This window comes from Pseudomonas sp. GD04019, from assembly GCF_029837695.1.
GTDB lineage: Bacteria > Pseudomonadota > Gammaproteobacteria > Pseudomonadales > Pseudomonadaceae > Aquipseudomonas.
This window is the reverse complement of record NZ_JAOEEA010000001.1, coordinates 379,666-394,970: the sequence shown is the minus strand read 5'-3', so window position 1 is coordinate 394,970 and position 15,305 is coordinate 379,666. Positions and strand designations below refer to the sequence as shown.

Annotated in this window: 16 protein-coding genes; 7 read left to right on the top strand and 9 right to left on the bottom strand. The window is 67.8% G+C overall.

Features of this window, described 5'->3' with window-relative positions; translation table 11 throughout:
- Window positions 1-126: 126 nt before the first annotated feature.
- Entirely contained in the window at window positions 127-2,085 is a 1,959-nt protein-coding gene (locus N7607_RS01850; protein WP_279867115.1) for a methyl-accepting chemotaxis protein, read from the bottom strand.
- A 200-nt stretch (window positions 2,086-2,285) separates the two neighbouring features.
- Here N7607_RS01850 and N7607_RS01845 point away from each other — a divergent pair, with 200 nt between their 5' ends.
- Window positions 2,286-3,275 carry an NAD-dependent epimerase/dehydratase family protein gene (locus N7607_RS01845; protein ID WP_279867117.1) on the top strand — a complete coding sequence of 330 codons (990 nt, stop codon included), beginning with the start codon at window positions 2,286-2,288 and terminating at the stop codon, window positions 3,273-3,275.
- An 86-nt stretch (window positions 3,276-3,361) separates the two neighbouring features.
- Window positions 3,362-4,381: a Glu/Leu/Phe/Val dehydrogenase dimerization domain-containing protein gene (locus N7607_RS01840; RefSeq protein WP_279867118.1), complete on the top strand. Its 1,020-nt coding sequence runs from the start codon at window positions 3,362-3,364 to the stop codon at window positions 4,379-4,381.
- 12 nt (window positions 4,382-4,393) lie between these two features.
- Here the strand turns inward: N7607_RS01840 and N7607_RS01835 are convergent, their stop codons facing one another.
- The gene (locus N7607_RS01835) at window positions 4,394-5,287 is read right to left on the bottom strand and encodes a DMT family transporter (RefSeq protein WP_279867119.1); all 894 of its coding nucleotides are present in this window, start codon (window positions 5,285-5,287) and stop codon (window positions 4,394-4,396) included.
- A 774-nt stretch (window positions 5,288-6,061) separates the two neighbouring features.
- Window positions 6,062-6,325, bottom strand: a complete 264-nt coding sequence (locus tag N7607_RS01830; protein WP_192396679.1) for a YebG family protein — start codon at window positions 6,323-6,325, stop codon at window positions 6,062-6,064.
- Window positions 6,326-6,484: 159 nt separating this feature from the next.
- On the opposite strand from N7607_RS01830, the gene N7607_RS01825 reads away from it, so the two are divergent.
- From N7607_RS01825 to N7607_RS01810, 4 genes are all read left to right on the top strand, one after another.
- Entirely contained in the window at window positions 6,485-6,952 is a 468-nt protein-coding gene (locus N7607_RS01825; protein WP_279867120.1) for a phosphate-starvation-inducible PsiE family protein, read from the top strand.
- Between the two features lie 108 nt (window positions 6,953-7,060).
- Window positions 7,061-7,357 carry a DUF3649 domain-containing protein gene (locus N7607_RS01820; RefSeq protein WP_279867122.1) on the top strand — a complete coding sequence of 99 codons (297 nt, stop codon included), beginning with the start codon at window positions 7,061-7,063 and terminating at the stop codon, window positions 7,355-7,357.
- Window positions 7,354-8,886 (top strand): PepSY-associated TM helix domain-containing protein, encoded by a 1,533-nt coding sequence (locus tag N7607_RS01815; protein ID WP_279867124.1) that lies wholly within the window; start codon window positions 7,354-7,356, stop codon window positions 8,884-8,886. The genes N7607_RS01820 and N7607_RS01815 overlap by 4 nt, the downstream gene beginning before the upstream one ends.
- 2 nt (window positions 8,887-8,888) lie before the next feature.
- A complete protein-coding gene (locus tag N7607_RS01810; RefSeq protein ID WP_279867203.1) occupies window positions 8,889-9,209 on the top strand; it encodes a DUF3325 domain-containing protein in 321 nt (106 codons plus the stop codon).
- Here the strand turns inward: N7607_RS01810 and N7607_RS01805 are convergent, their stop codons facing one another.
- Entirely contained in the window at window positions 9,210-10,079 is an 870-nt protein-coding gene (locus N7607_RS01805; protein ID WP_279867126.1) for an AraC family transcriptional regulator, read from the bottom strand. It abuts the gene before it with no gap.
- A gap of 146 nt (window positions 10,080-10,225) precedes the next feature.
- Between N7607_RS01805 and N7607_RS01800 the strand changes: the two genes are divergently transcribed.
- Window positions 10,226-11,128, top strand: coding sequence for a DMT family transporter (locus N7607_RS01800; protein ID WP_279867127.1), 903 nt, complete (start codon window positions 10,226-10,228; stop codon window positions 11,126-11,128).
- Between the two features lie 100 nt (window positions 11,129-11,228).
- Here the strand turns inward: N7607_RS01800 and N7607_RS01795 are convergent, their stop codons facing one another.
- The 5 genes from N7607_RS01795 to yaaA all read right to left on the bottom strand — a co-directional run bounded on the left by N7607_RS01795 (window position 11,229) and on the right by yaaA (window position 15,121).
- On the bottom strand, window positions 11,229-12,389 hold the full coding sequence (locus tag N7607_RS01795) for an AAA family ATPase (protein ID WP_279867128.1): 1,161 nt from the start codon (window positions 12,387-12,389) through the stop codon (window positions 11,229-11,231).
- 27 nt (window positions 12,390-12,416) lie between these two features.
- A complete protein-coding gene (locus N7607_RS01790) occupies window positions 12,417-13,049 on the bottom strand; it encodes a 2'-5' RNA ligase family protein (RefSeq protein ID WP_279867129.1) in 633 nt (210 codons plus the stop codon).
- A gap of 4 nt (window positions 13,050-13,053) precedes the next feature.
- Window positions 13,054-13,425 (bottom strand): hypothetical protein, encoded by a 372-nt coding sequence (locus N7607_RS01785; RefSeq protein WP_279867130.1) that lies wholly within the window; start codon window positions 13,423-13,425, stop codon window positions 13,054-13,056.
- Window positions 13,426-13,430: 5 nt separating this feature from the next.
- On the bottom strand, window positions 13,431-14,261 hold the full coding sequence (locus N7607_RS01780; RefSeq protein WP_279867132.1) for an SDR family oxidoreductase: 831 nt from the start codon (window positions 14,259-14,261) through the stop codon (window positions 13,431-13,433).
- 80 nt (window positions 14,262-14,341) lie between these two features.
- Entirely contained in the window at window positions 14,342-15,121 is a 780-nt protein-coding gene (gene yaaA, locus N7607_RS01775; RefSeq protein ID WP_279867133.1) for a peroxide stress protein YaaA, read from the bottom strand.
- Between the last annotated feature and the right edge of the window lie 184 nt (window positions 15,122-15,305).

The following is a 15,305-nucleotide window of genomic DNA, read 5'->3' as shown; positions in this document are numbered from 1 at the left end:
GGCTGTTCGCTGCGCTCCTGAGCCCACCCTACAAGTGCGCTTTTAAGCCCGCGGTAGCCCGGATGCAATCCGGGAGTGCGGGCAGCTCCGAGTCCGAATTGCATTCGGATTACGCAGGCCTGTGCCTCACAGCTGGAACTGCGCCACCAACTGTTCCTGGCTGCCGGCGACCTTGCGCAGGTGTTCGCCGCAGTCGCGGGTGTGGGCGGCGGTGCGGCGGTTTTCGCCGGTCATGTCGTTGAGGCGGTGCATGTGCTGGTTGACCTCCTGGGTGGTGGCCGCCTGTTGCTCGGCCGCGGCGGCAATCTGGAAGGCCAGGGCGTGCACGCCCTGCAGCGAGTCGTCCAGGTGGCCGAGGGAGCCGAGTACGGCCTGGGTTTCCACCTCCAGGGCGCGGGCCTGTTCGCTGGAGCCCTGCATGCGCGCCTGGGCCTCGCCGGACGACTCGCCGAGGGCGGCGACTATGGTGACGATCTCCTCGGTGGCGCTGCGGGTGCGCAGGGCCAGGTTGCGTACCTCGTCGGCGACCACGGCGAAGCCGCGGCCCTGTTCGCCGGCTCGTGCTGCCTCGATGGCAGCGTTGAGCGCGAGCAGGTTGGTCTGCTCGGCGATGGCGCGGATCACCCCCAGCACCGAGCCGATCTGCTGGCTGTCGCTGGCCAGGGTCTGCACCACCTGATCGGCGCCACGCAGGCCGGCGAGCAGTTGGTCCTGCTGGCCGATCATGCGCTGCAGGCTGGCCTGCACGGTGACGAAGGCATCGCGCGCGGCGGCGCTGCCGTCGGCGCTCTGGCTGGCGTTGCTGGCGATCTCCTGCACGGTGGCGGCCATCTGGTCGACGGCGCTGACCACCAGCTCCAGGGCTTCCTGCTGCTGGTCCAGGCTGGTGCTGGTACGGCCGGCGGCGCCCAGGATATCGCCACTGGCATCGCCCACCGCCTGGCTGGCTTGACGCAGGCGTTCGACCACCTGGCGCCAGGCGCGCGCCATTTCGTGCAGGGCCTGCATCAGGCCGCTGTGTTCGGTGCCCTCGGCGCTCAGGCGCAACTCGCCGGCGGCCAGGCGCCGGGCCAGCTCGGCCATGCTGCGCGGCTCGCCGCCCAGCGGGCGCATCACGCTGCGGCTGACCAGCCAGGTGGCCAGGGCCACGCCGGCGATGGTCAGCAGCACCAGCACCACCACTTGCCACATCAGCGTGCGCACGGCGGCGAAGGCCTGCTCCTGATCCATCTCGGCGACCAGCGCCCAGCGCCGGCCATCCAGCTGCAGCGGGACGAATGCCTTGAGCACCGGCTGGCCATTCAACCCGGGTTCGGCCAGACGACCCTGCTCGCCAGCCAGGGCTTTACCGATGGCGGCGCCGGGCAGTCGCTCGCCCGGCTGGCCATCGCGCGCCACCTGGTGTTCGGCGAAGCGCACCGAGTCGGAACGCAGACGGCCGTCGGGGCCTACCAGGTAGGTCTCGCCGGTCTCGCCCAGGCCCTGGCGGGCCTGCATCACCCGGTTCAGTTCGGCCAGCGGCAACTCCAGCACCAGCAGCAGTTGCAGCTCGCCTTCTTCGATTATGGGCGCGGCGAGAAACTGGCTGGGCTCGCCGCCGGGCGTGCTCACCGCCAGGTCGCCGATCGCGGCCTGGCCGCTGTTCAGCGCGGTGCGCACCAGACGGCCGAGCGGGGTATCGCGCCAGGCGGGTTCGCCGAGCTGCTGCTGGTAGTCGGCGCCGCGCTGCAGACTGAACAGCACATGGCCGTCGCGCGACACCAGCTTGAGCTCGCGGTAGCCGAAGGTCTCGACGAAGTTCTGGAAGATCGGCCGGTCATAGTTGGCGGTGCTGAGCAGGGCGGTTTCATCCAGCCCGGCGTAGCTGGTGCCGAGGTTGCTGGCCAGTGCAACGAGCTGGTTGTGGCGTGCCTGCCAGCTATCCTGCAGCTGCTGCTGTTTGATATTCGCTACGGCCTCCAGGCCGTTCAATGCCTGTTCGCGCAGGGCCTGGCTGGCCTGTTGGTAGACCGTGAAGGCCATCGCCAACACGGGGATTAGACCGATCAGCAGGAAGCTGATGGCAAGTTTAAGGCGCAACGGCATGTCGGATGACTCCGCGAGTAAATGGGTGACAGAGGGTTGAAATCGTCAAATATTTTGCAATAAGCGTGCAAATTACTTAACGAGTGTCAAAAAAGTTGAGCGATGGGCCTGCAAGGCCGCTGTTCTGGCCGCCTGGGCAACAGCCAGGGCGCGTGGCGGCTGCTAGAGTCGGTGGCATAACAAGATCGGGGGCGGTGCAGATGAAGATTCTGGTAACGGGTGCGAGCGGCTTCATTGGTGGGCGTTTCGCCCGTTTTGCCCTGGAACAGGGCCTCGCCGTGCGGGTCAACGGGCGCCGCCCGGAGGCGGTGGCGCACCTGACCAAGCGTGGCGCCGAATTCGTCCAGGGCGACCTGTCCGACCCGGACCTGGCGCACAAGCTGTGTCGCGACGTGGAGATGGTGGTGCACTGCGCCGGCTCGGTCGGCACCTGGGGCACGCGCGAGCACTTCCACCAGGGCAACGTGGTGCTGACCCAGAACGTCATCGAGGGCTGCCTGGGGCAGAAGGTACGCCGCCTGGTGCATCTGTCCTCGCCGTCGGTGTACTTCGACGGCAAGGCCCATGTCGGGCTGCGCGAAGAGCAGGTGCCTCGGAAGTTCGTCGACCACTACGGCGCTACCAAGTATTTGGCCGAGCAGAAGGTGTTCGAGGCTCAGGAGTTCGGCCTGGAAGTGATCGCCCTGCGTCCGCGCTTCGTCACCGGCGCCGGTGACACCAGCATCTTTCCGCGGCTGATCGAGATGCATAGGAAGGGCCGCCTGATGGTGATCGGCAACGGCCTGAACAAGGTCGATTTCACCAGCATGCAGAACCTCAACGACGCCCTGTTCAGCAGCCTGCTGGCCGCCGGCCCGGCGCTGGGCAAGGTGTACAACATCAGCAATGGCGCGCCGGTGCCGCTGTGGGACGTGGTCAATTTCGTGCTGCGCCGGTTCGACCTGCCGCCGGTGACCAAGCACATGCCGTTCGGCTTGGCCTACGCGGCCGCGACGCTCAACGAAAACATCTGCAAGCTGCTGCCGGGCCGCCCGGAGCCGGCGCTGTTCCGCCTCGGCGTGGCGGTGATGGGGCGCGACTTTTCCCTCGATATCAGCCGCGCCCGCCAGTACCTGGAGTACGAGCCGCAAGTGCCGATCTGGACGGCGCTGGAGGAGTTCTGTAACTGGTGGAAGGTGCAGGGGCGATAAGGCCAGCCGGTCTTATTCCCGCCTGCCCGGCCCGGTCACGGCGGCCGACCTATACTGGCCTGTAAAGCCAGCGAAGGAAGTCCGCCATGTTCACCATGATGGAAAGCGCCAGGCTCGAAGCGCTGCATCTCGCCCATGATCCTGCCACCGGCCTCAAGGCCATCATCGCCATCCACAACACCCGGTTCGGCGCCGCCCTGGGTGGCTGCCGCTACCTGGCCTACCCCGACGACGACAGCGCCATTCGCGACGCCACGCGCCTGGCTCAGGGCATGAGCTACAAGGCCGCGCTGGCCGGCCTGGAGCAGGGCGGCGGCAAGGCGGTGATCATCCGCCCGCCGCATGTGGACAGCCGCGGCGCGCTGTTCGAGGCCTTTGGCCGCATGATCGAGTCGTTGAATGGCCGCTACATCACCGCCGTGGACAGCGGCACCTCCAGCGCCGACATGGACTGCATCGCTCAGCAGACCCGCCATGTCACCAGCACCACCTCCGCCGGCGATCCCTCGCCGCACACCGCCATGGGCGTGTACGCCGGCATCCGCGCCACCGCCCTGGCGCGCCTCGGCAGCGACGATCTGCAGGGCCTGCGTGTGGCCGTGCAGGGGCTCGGCAATGTCGGCTACGCCCTGGCCGAGCAGCTTGCCGCGGATGGTGTGGAGTTGTTCGTCAGCGACCTCGATCCCGGTCGTGTGCAGCTGGCGGTGGAGCAGCTCGGCGCTCGTCCGGTAAGCAGCGAGGAGTTGTTCTCCACGCCCTGCGACATCCTCTCGCCTTGCGGCCTGGGCGGCGTGCTCAACAGCCAGACGGTGAGCGAGCTGCATTGCGCGGCGGTGGCCGGCGCGGCCAACAACCAGCTGGCCCACGCCGCGGTCGCCGACGAGCTGGAGGCGCGCGGCATCCTCTACGCACCGGACTACGTGATCAACTCCGGCGGGCTGATCTACGTGGCGCTCAAGCATCGCGGCGAGGAGCTGCCGGCGATCACCGCCCACCTGGCGAAGATCGGCCGGCGTCTGACCGAGATCTACGCCCACGCCCAGGCCGACAAGCGCTCGCCGGCGCGGGTCGCCGATATTCTGGCCGAGCGCCTGCTGTACGGCTGAGCCGCTGCGCGTCTAGTCGGCCTCGGCCAGCCGGGGCGCCGCGCCGCTCGCCCGTGGCTGGCGGAACACCAGCATCAGGCCGAGCAGGATGGCGGCCATGCCTGCCAGGCTCAGGCCGCTCATGGCGTTGCCGAGGAACAGGTAGTCCATCGCCGCCGTCACCCCCGGCACCAGGTAGAACAGGCTGGTGACATTGACCAGGTTGCCGGCGCGGATCAGCCGGTACAGCAGCAGCTGCGCCACCACCGAGATGCCGACGCCCAGCCACAACAGCGGCAGCAGGAAGTCCAGCGACCATTCCACCTCGAGATGCTGGAACGGCAGGAACAGACCGCACAGCAGCAGGCTCACCCCATACTGCAGCGGCAGCGCCTGCAGCGGCGATTGGTCCAGGCCCTTCTGGGCGATGGCGCCGAGGGTCACGAACAGCAGCGCGCCCAGGGCGTAGGCCATGCCGGCCAGGGAAAAGCGCGCCAGGCCGATGCTCTGCCACACCACCAGCACCAGGCCGCACAGCGCCAGCATCAGCCCGGCCAGGCGCAGGGCGGCGAAGCGCCGCTCCAGCAGCATCAGGGTGAGGATCGGCTGGACGCCGAGCACGGTGGCCAGCACCCCGGGGGTGATGCCGTGATCCAGGGCCAGCAGGTAGCAGATGGGATAGCTGCCTATCATCAGCAGGCCGGTGCCGGCCGTGTGCAGGCGCAGGCCGCGCTTTGGCAACCAGGTGTGGGCGAGGGCGCCGACCAGCAGCAGGACGCCGAAGGCGAGGAGGAAGCGCAGGGCCAGGAAGGCGAAGGCCGAGGCATGATCCAGGCCCAGGCGGGCGAAGATCGCGCCACTGCTCCAGAGCAGGACGAACAGCGTGGTGGAGGCGCAGACGCCCCAGAAGGTCTTGTCGAAACGCATGAATAATCACCTGTCGAAAGCCGCCGGCCGGGCGCGCAGAAGCGCGTGCGGGGCGGTAAACCGGAAAAGGGTTTTTAGTGATCGACCGTCGGCGACGAGCCGCAGGCGATCAGGCGCGGGCGGGTGGCGGCGGTGGCGTGCCGGCCCGGCGAGCGCGGGGAGGGGCGACAGGTGGTGGCGCACACGGATGCTCGCCGTGCAGGGCGGCGAGGCTGGAGCGAGTGAGCGCGAGGTGATTCATGGAGGGCATCCGTTGAGGGATGCGCCGACACTACTCCCGAGTTGGCCGGTCGGTCAATCTCGGCACGTGGCCGGACCCGCGCGGGACGCGGGCTTGGAAATTGCTGCCGCTCCATTCGACGAGCTGCCAAGAAGGCAGAGCACTGGCACGGCGCGCTCTGGCTCGGTGCCGATTACTGCCTGCTGGCGAGTGCCAGCGACAACGCGCGACCCCATGCGCACTACGCCCATCAATTGCTACTGGCGACCGACCGGCCATTGCGCCTGTTGGTCGAAGGGGGGGCCGCATTGCACGCGGACCTTGCTGGTTTCCGTCCTTCGAACTGGTCGGCTGGCCGCGAGCGAACGCATCAGCGCCAGCCGGGTAGGAGAAACATCGCTAAAGCCCACCAGCCAGGTGGCCAGGCCGATCAGGCCGCAGAAGAACAGCGGGGCATAGAGGATGCTGGGCAGGGACGCATGGCGCTCTCCGGAAAAGGACGGGAGCGCCCAGCATCGCTAGCCGCCTGGCAGGCGGTTTGAATAAACGGCGCGTCAGGCGTCGGCGGAGGCCGCGTCCAGCTCGGCGAGGGCGTCCGGCTGGTTCTTGAAGGCCTTGGCGAAGGTGTCGCGGTTCTTCGCCATGAAGATGCCCAGCTCCTCCACCTGTTCCTCGTTCAGCGATGGCACGGCCTTGTGCAGGGCGCTGGACAGGGCCTCGGCCAGCTCCAGCATCTTGTCGTAGCGATCGGCTTCGGACTTATCCATGAACAAGCGCTCCGGATCGCGACTGCTGCGGTACACCACTTCGACGGCCATTCATCACCTCATTCCCATAAGCTAGATGGTTGATATGTATGTATATACAGTATTTGATTCGCCACCTGCGGCGCAAGCCCGCCGCGTGGCCCTCATCCTGCATAGCTGCTGTCATCCAACTGGTCCAGCATGGACCCGTTCAGTCGAAGGAGTGTGCTGGTGAGTCTCAAGCGAATCGATGCCCTGCGGGGCGGCATGCATGACCTGGCCCAGTCCCTGGGCAATCTGCTGGTGGAGAGTTTCCACTACCTGGCGTTGTTCGCCATCGGCGGCATCACCGCCTGGGCCTCGGTGGTGGCGTTTCTCGGCATGCTGGAGAAGGGCCACATCACGGTGGATGACATCCTGCTGCTGTTCATCTACCTGGAGCTGGGCGCCATGGTCGGCATCTACTTCAAGACCAACCATATGCCGGTGCGCTTCCTGATCTACGTGGCGATCACCGCGCTGACCCGCCTGCTGATCTCCGACGTGTCGCACCATCATCGCCCGGACATGGGCGTGGTCTATGTCTCCGGCGCCATTCTGCTGCTGGCCATGGCGATTCTGGTGGTGCGCTTCGCCTCGTCGCGCTTCCCTTCGGTGCAGGCGCCGGTGCGCATCGGCCGTGACTCGGACGAGAGCTGAGCTGCTTTCATTTGCGAATATTTATCAATAATATGCGAGGTCAATCTGTCCCGATGGTCAGCACCGCTCCGCGGGCAGGACTGACCACGCCCCAACGATGAGTCGACCGTGAGCAAGAATTCCACCCTGTCGTCCTGGAGCATCGCCTCGCGCGTGCTGGCAGCACTGGTCGGGGGCTATGCCCTGGCCTACGGCTTTGCCTCCTTCTTCTCCGTCTACCTGCCGCTGGCGCGGCCGGACCGCGTGGCCTTCGCCGGCATGCTCAGCTTCGCCGTGTGGACGGCGGCGGCGATCTACGTGTTCGCCGCCAGCAGTGCCATCCGTGCCTGGCTGTGGCTGGTCGGCCTGACCCTGGCGATGGGCCTGGCGGCCTTCCTGCCGAGCGAGCTGGGAGTGCGCCCATGAGCCTGCGTCAATCCATGGCCGGCCTGCACACCTGGGGCGGCCTGCTGCCCAGCTGGCTGCTCTACGTGATCATCCTGACCGGCACCATCGCCTGCTTCGACAAGGAGTTGGAGCGCTGGATGCGCCCGGCCCTGCATCAGGTGTCGAGTGAGGTGGCCAGTGCCGATCAGATGCGCGACTGGATGCAGAGCCGCACCGAGGGCCAGAAGCTGCACGCCTTCTGGATGCACGGGCCGAGCGAGCGCGAGCCGTTCTGGCGCCTGGGCTGGGAAGTGGACGGTACCGAGGAGCAGCACAACTACGCGTTCTCCCCGGCCGGTGGCGAGCCGATGGCGGAGACGGTCGGCGGCGACTTCTTCTTCCGCCTGCACTACACCCTGCATGCCGGCATGATCGGCGTGTACATCGTCGGCCTGGCCGGCATGTTCATGCTGGTGGCGCTGATCTCCGGGGTGATCATCCACCGCCGCATCTTCAAGGACTTCTTCACCCTGCGTCCCAATGCCAACGGCCAGCGCGCCTGGCTGGATGCGCACAACCTGTTCGGCGTGGTCGGCTTCCCCTTCCACCTGGTGCTGGCCTACACCGGCGTGGTGATCTTCGTTTCCAACTTCATGCCGGCCGGCCTGCTGGTGGCCTACAAGGGCGACGTCGAACACTTCTTCAGTGAGGTGGCGGGCGCCTATCACCGCGAGGAGATGCATCAGCCGGCGCAGCCGCCACTGTCGCTCGACGCTCTGGTCGACAAGGCCGAGCAGCACTGGGGTGGCAGCAAGGCCGGCTGGATCAGCGCGCACCACCCGGGCGACGCCTCGGCGGTGGTGGATATCAGCGAGCAGAGCAGCGAGTCGCGCATCGGCCGTCCGCTGACCGGGCTGACCTTCGACGCCGCCAGCGGCGAGCTGCTGCATGAGCAGAAGGCGCCGGCCGGTTACACCACCTATACCTGGCTGGCCGGCCTGCACATGGTGCAGTTCGGCGGCACCCTGATGCGCGGTCTGTATTTCCTCCTCGGCCTGGCCGGCTGTGCCCTGCTGGTTGGCGGGGTCAAGGTCTGGGTCGCCAAGCGCGAGGCCCGCGGCGGCGCCGGTATCGGCGTGGTGCGTGCGCTCAACGGCGCGGTATTCGCCGGCCTGCCGCTGGCCAGCCTGGCGCTGCTGTGGGGCAATCGCCTGATCCCGACCGGAATGGCCGAGCGCGCCAGCGCCGAGGCCTGGGTGTTCGTCGGCGCTTGGCTGTTGGCAGCACTGTGGGCCGTGGTCGGCCTGCGCCAGCCGCGCCGCCTGCTCAGCCAGCAGCTGGCCCTGGGCGCGCTGCTGGCCCTGGGCCTGCCGCTGCTCAACGCCTTCACCGGCGAGCATGGCCACCTGCTGTCCAGCCTGGCGCGTGGTGACTGGGAGCTGGCCGGCATCGACCTGTTCCTGATCGTCGGCGGCCTGCTCAGCGCCCTGTGCGCCTGGCGTTTCGCCCAGCCGGCTGCGGTCAAGGCGCCGCGCGCTCGCCGCATTCTGGTCGAGGAGGCCGTCTGATGTTGCTGCTCGCGTTCGCCCTGAGCTACCTCGCCATGACCGCCCTCAGCCTGGCCATGAGCCGCCATCACAAGTTGCTGTTCCAGGGCGCCCTGAGCCCGGCACGCCAGCGCCTGCTGCGTGTGCTCGCGCTGCCCGCCTTGGTGGGTGGCCTGGCCCTGTGCTGGATAAGCGCGGGCGGTGAGATCGGCGCGGTGTTCTGGCTGTGCCAGCTGATGCTTGCCGGCCTGCTGCTGGTGGCGCTGCTGGCCTGGCGCCAGCGCTGGGTGCTGCCACTGGCGGCGGCGCTGCCGCTGGCTGGCGGTGTAAGCGCGCTGGTCTGATCAGCGCGCCGCGCGCAGCAGCCCGGGTGCGGCGCCGAAGGCCTCGCGAAAGCGGTTGCTGAAGTGGCTGGCGCTGGCGAAGCCGCAGGCCAGGGCGATCTCGCCCAGGGCCAGGTGGCCGTGCTGCAGCAGGTCGCGCGCCCGCAACAGGCGGCGCTGCAGCACATAGCGATGCGGTGGCAGGCCGAAGCTGGCGCGGAACATCCGCGCGAAGTGGTATTCGGACAATGCCGCCAGCTGGGCCAGCTCGCCCAGTGACAGCGCCTGGTCCAGGTGCTGCTCGATATAGTCCACCAGGCGCCGGCGCAGGTGCGGTGCCAGCCCTCCCTTGAGCTTCAAGCCCTGGCGCAGGCCGACCTGGCTCAGCAGCAGGTGGCTGATCATTTCATGAGCCAGGCTGCTGGCCAGCAGGCGCTCGCCGGGCTCGTCCCAGTCCAGCGCCACCAGTTGGCGGAATTGCACGGCCAGCTGCGGATCTTCGAGGAAGGTGCTCTCGCGCAGCTGCAGCTCGCGCGGCTCGCGGTCGAGCAGGGTGACGGCGCTGGCGGCGAAACGCTGCGGGCTGACGTAGAGATGGGCCAGGCGAATGTCGCCGTTGATCACCCAGGACGACTCGTGGCCGGCCGGCAGCACGCACAGCTTGTCCGGCGCGCCCTTGGCGCCGGGGCGTTCGCGGCGGAAGGTGCCGGTGCCACCGGCCAGGTAGCAGGACAGGGTGTGGTGATCCGGGCCCTGGTAGTCGCGGGCGTCGTGGTGGTTGGTCCACAGCGCCGCATCCAGTTCGTCGCCCAGCTCGGCGCCACGCAGCAGGCGCGCGTTGGGCGAGCTGCTGAGCGACTGGAACACCAGGTTCTGTTCGAGGCTGGCCATCGGGGTTTGCATCGGCTGGAGAGGATGCCTGCCATCCTACTCCCACGGCGCCGCGCCGCCAGCGCTTGGCAACAGATAAGCGCAAGTTTGTGCAAGCACGGCGGTGTGGGCTGGGAGGAAACTGGGGCCGTCAACGGAGCCCTGCCATGAACCTGTCGCTGTACCTGCTCACCGTCCTGATCTGGGGCACCACCTGGATTGCCCTCAAGCTGCAGTTGGGCGAGGTGGCCATTCCGGTATCCATCGCCTACCGCTTCGCCCTGGCGGCCAGCGTGCTGTTCGTCCTGCTCCTGCTCAGCCGGCGCCTGCAGCGCCTCGACCGGCGCGGCCAGCTGCTGTGCCTGGCCCAGGGCCTGTGCCTGTTCTGCCTCAACTTCATGTGCTTCTACACCGCCAGCCAGTGGATCCCCAGCGGTCTGGTGGCGGTGATCTTCTCCACCGCCACCCTGTGGAACGCGCTAAACGCGCGGATCTTCATGGGCCGGCGGATCGCCGCCAACGTGCTGGCCGGTGGCGCGCTGGGGCTGCTCGGCCTGGGCCTGCTGTTCTGGCCGGAGCTGTCGCACCATGAGGCCAGCCGCGAGACCCTGCTCGGCATTGGCCTGGCCGTGCTCGGCACCCTGTGCTTCTCCGCCGGCAACCTGCTTTCCAGCCTGCAGCAGCAGGCCGGGCTCAAGCCGCTGACCACCAACGCCTGGGGCATGTTCTACGGCGCGCTGCTGCTGACCGGCTACTGCCTGGTTGCCAGTATTCCCTTCACCTTCGAGGCCAACACCCGCTACATCGGCTCGCTGCTGTACCTGGCTATTCCCGGCTCGGTGATCGGCTTCACCGCCTATCTGACCCTGGTTGGGCGCATGGGCCCCGAGCGTGCGGCGTATTGCACCGTGCTGTTCCCGGTGGTGGCGCTGAACATCTCGGTGTTCGTCGAGGGCTACCAATGGACGGCGCCGGCGCTGTTCGGCCTGCTGCTGGTGATGCTCGGCAACGTGCTAGTGTTCCGCCAACCCAGGCCGGTGGCCGCCACGGCCGAGCCGGGCCGGGCCTAGTCCGGCAAGCAGGGTAGGGCGGGTGGAACACGCGTAGCTGCCAATGCGGGTTTCACCCGCCCTACGCCTAATCTTGGTTCGACGACTTGTCGTCCAGCACCTAGTCCGGCCAGTGCCAGGCGGGCTCGTCGAGCATGCCCTGGCCCTGGATGGCGGTCTGCCCGAGGTTCTTGTCGAGGACGATGGAATTGCATTCCGGGTGCTGCTCCAGCGCGGCAATCAGCCGGCGCGCGTGGGACACCACCCACACCTGGGTGTGCTTCGACGCCTCGACGATCAGTCGTCCCAGGGCCGGCAACAGATCCGGGTGCAGGCTGGTCTCGGGTTCGTTGAGCACCATCAGCGAGGGCGGCCGGGGCGTGAGCAGGGCGGCTACCAGCAGCAGGTAGCGCAGGGTGCCGTCGGACAGTTCGGCGGCCGAGAGTGGGCGCAGCAGCCCTTCCTGGCGCAACGCCACACTGAAGCGCCCGCCGGGCTGGAAGTCGATGCTCAGCTCGGAGCCGGGGAAGGCATCGGCGATGGCCTCTTCCAGGGCCTGACGGTCGCCGATCTCGCGGATGGTCTGCAGGGCGGCGGCCAGGTCGCGGCCGTCGTGGTGCAGCACCGGGGTACGGGTGCCCAGCTGTGGCTGGCGCGCCGGGGCATCGGCGTCGGTGCGGAAGTGATCATAGAAGCGCCAGCGGCGAATGGTCTCGCGCAACTGGAACACCTCCGGGCAGCCCGGATCGTTGCCGATCTGGTCGAACAGGCTGTCGTAGCTCGGCAGATGCTGGGCCAGCACCTGCCAGCTGCGGCCCTCGCGCTGGCGGACCAGCGGGCCCTCACGATCCACCAGCAGCGAGGCGGGGCGGTAGCAGGGACCGGCCCAGATGCATTCGCGCTTGATCTCCGGGTCCAGGGCGAAGGCCGAGCGCGAGGGTTCGGGCAGGCCCAGGGAGATGGCGTAGCCGAAATCATCGCCGGCGAAGCCCAGGCGCAGACGCACCACCTCGCTGCGCGGACCGCCCTGGATCGGCACCTCGCCACTCTTCATGCGCCGGCTGATCTTCTCCGGCCCGGCCCATAGCGTTGATTCCAGTCCGCCATCGCGCGCCAGTGCGTTGACCACGCCACCACGCGCCGTCTCGGCCAGCAGACGCAGGGCCTTGTACAGATTGGACTTGCCGCTGCCGTTGGCGCCGGTGATCAGGTTGAGGCGGCCGAGCGGCATCACCAGGTTGTTGATGGAGCGGTAGTTGCCGACGGCGAGGGTGTGCAGCATGGAGAGTCGTCCTGACGAGTGCGCCGCTTATGCTAGCGCGACCCGCGCCTCGATGCGCAACGAGCCCTGGGGTTCGGCGGCGGCATAGCTGAGCAGTTGCACTTCGCGTACCGGCAGGCGCAGTGGCGGGCAGTCGAACAGTGGCATGGCGCGCTGGCGCCAGTTGGCGGCGCTGACGGCCTGGCGATACAGGCCGACGGTGATGTGCGGCACATACTCGGCCTGGCGCACTTCTGGCGCGAGCTGCGCAAGTGCTTGGCGCAGCTGATCGAGCTGGCCATCCTCCTGCACGCTGAGAAAGGCCGCGCTGGCGAAGCTGTCCAGACCGCCGATGCGCAGCTCGAGCGGTGCCATGCGCAGCGCCTGGATAGCCCTGCGCTGGGCGTCCAGCCGCTCCAGGGCGATATCGTCGTCGTACCGGGGCACTGTGCAAGGGAAACCGCAGACAAACAGGGTGATATGCGCCTGGCGTACGCCGGGCGGGTGCAGCCAGTCGCCCAGCAGCTGTCGCGCCGCCTGCATCCGCGCCAGCACGGCCGGGCACTCCACTGCCAGGGCCCAGAGGCTGTAGCGCTGGCGGCCCAGGTGCCAGTCGGGGTGGTCGCGCAGCTCGCTGGCCAGGGTGGCGGCGGGTGCGTACCTCGAGTCGGACAGGCGCATGGCCTCAGTCGACTCGCCGGCCCAGATGGAGGATCAGCGCCAGGGCCGTCGGGTAGCAGAGGTAGTGGAACAAGAACAGCAGCAGGCCCATGTCGCCGGGCTCGTCCTTCAGCCACATCAGGCCGAGGATCACCAGATAGATCACACCGAGCGCGCCGGCATACAGCGCCACCAGGCTCCAGCGTTCGCCGATGCTTGGCCGGTGTCGCTCCAGGCGCACGAAGCACCAACGCAGGGCGAAGGCCACCAGCACGGCGGCCATTACCGTGGCGGGCAGCCCGCCGATCTTCAGCCCGGCGCGCAGCAGCAGGTTGAGCGCGAAGGCGGTGACCACCGCGCCGAGCACGTACTGGTAGATCGGGAAGCGGCGCGGCATGGTGCTCACAGCCGGGTATTCAGGCCGAAGCGCTTGCTCAGCATGCGGTCCATCAGCTTGCGTGGCAGCAGGCGGTTGATCAGCGGCAGGCTGCGGCTGCCATTGCCGATGCGCAGCAGGGCGGGGCGTTCGGCCTGACGCACGGCGGCGAGCAGGGTGGCGGCGAACTCGGCGGCCGGCGTCGGCTTTTCCTGCGAGGCATTGGCGCGGGCGCGGATGCCCTCGCGTACCGGCCACCAGGGTGACTGTTCATTGACCAGTTGTTCGGCGCTGTGGCTGGCATTGCTGCCGAAGCTGGATTGGATGGCCCCCGGCTGCACTTCCATCACCTGAATGCCGAACGGCGCCAGCTCCAGGCGCAGGGCACCGGAGAGGGCATGCACGGCGGCCTTGGACGCGCAGTAGGCGCCGGCGAAGGGGGTGATCAGCACGCTGGAGATGCTGCCGATATTGATCACCAGGCCACGGCTGGCGCGCAGCAGCGGGAAACAGGCGCGGGTCAGCTCGACCAGGCTGAACACGTTGGTCTCGAACTGCTGGCGCATGCCTTCGGCGCCGCCATCGAGCAGCGGGCCCATGGCGCCGTAGCCGGCATTGTTGATCAGCACGTCGAGGCGCCCGGCCTCGCTTTGCACGCGCTCGGCGGCACGCTGCACGGCCACGGCGTCGTTGACGTCCAGCGCCACCGCGACGAAGCCCGCGGCGGTCAGGCCGGCGAGGTCCTGGGGTTTGCGGGCGCAGGCCCAGACCTGGTAATCGGCGGCCTTGAAGGCGTCAGCCAGGGCGCGGCCGATGCCGCTGGAGCAACCGGTGATCAGGACTACGGGCTGGGTCATGGGCACTCCTTGTCTCGCAAAGAAGGGGAGGCCCGATGATAACCACTCGACGCCGTGTCGTACTGTCCCTGTCGGCCAGATCAGTCTTCCGAATGGTCGCGCAGGAACACCAGGCTGTCCTGCTTGGATTGCTCGGCGCTGTAGCGATAGCCCTGATAGTCGAAGGCCTTGAGCTGCTCGGGATCGCGGATGCGCTCCTTGATCACGTAGCGCGCCATCAGGCCGCGGGCCTTCTTGGCGTAGAAGCTGATGATCTTGTACTGGCCGTTCTTCAGGTCCTTGAATTCGGTGTCGATGACGCGCGCGTTCAGCGCCTTGCGCTTGACCGCACCGAAGTACTCGTTTGAGGCCAGGTTGAGCAGGATGTCGTCGCCCTGTTCGGCCAGCGCCGCGTTGAGCCAGCCGCTGATGCGCTCGCCCCAGAAGTCGTAGAGGTTGTTGCCGCGGGCGTTGGCCAGCTTGGTGCCCATCTCCAGGCGATACGGCTGCATCAGGTCGAGCGGGCGCAGCACGCCATACAGACCGGAGAGCATGCGCAGGTGGTTCTGCGCGAAGTCGAAGTCGGCCTCGCTGAAATCCTCGGCCTGCAGCCCGGTGTACACATCACCCTTGAACGCCAGCAGCGCCTGCTTGGCGTTGGACGGATTGAACGGCCGCTGCCAGCTGCCATAGCGCGCCACGTTGAGCGCCGACAGCTTGTCCGACAGGTGCATCAGCTCGCCGATCTGCTGCGGGCTCATCTGGCGCAGCTGGCCGATCAGCTCCTGGGCATGGTCCAGGTGCTCGGGCTGGGTGAAGCGGCCAACAGGCGGCGGGGTGTCGTAGTCCAGGGTCTTGGCGGGGGAAATCACCAACAGCATCGAGTGGCTCTCCAGTAAGCGAGGCGCGATTCTAGGCTGGATGGCGTCCCCAGCTCTACCTATGAGGGCGATTGACGAGACGGGCAGCAGCGCATTTGCCGGGCGGTGCCAAGCGAGAGAAGGCGATCAAGGGAGGTGAAGCGAAGCGGCGTTGCGAAGGGCTTCGCCGCAGGGAGGACTTCCG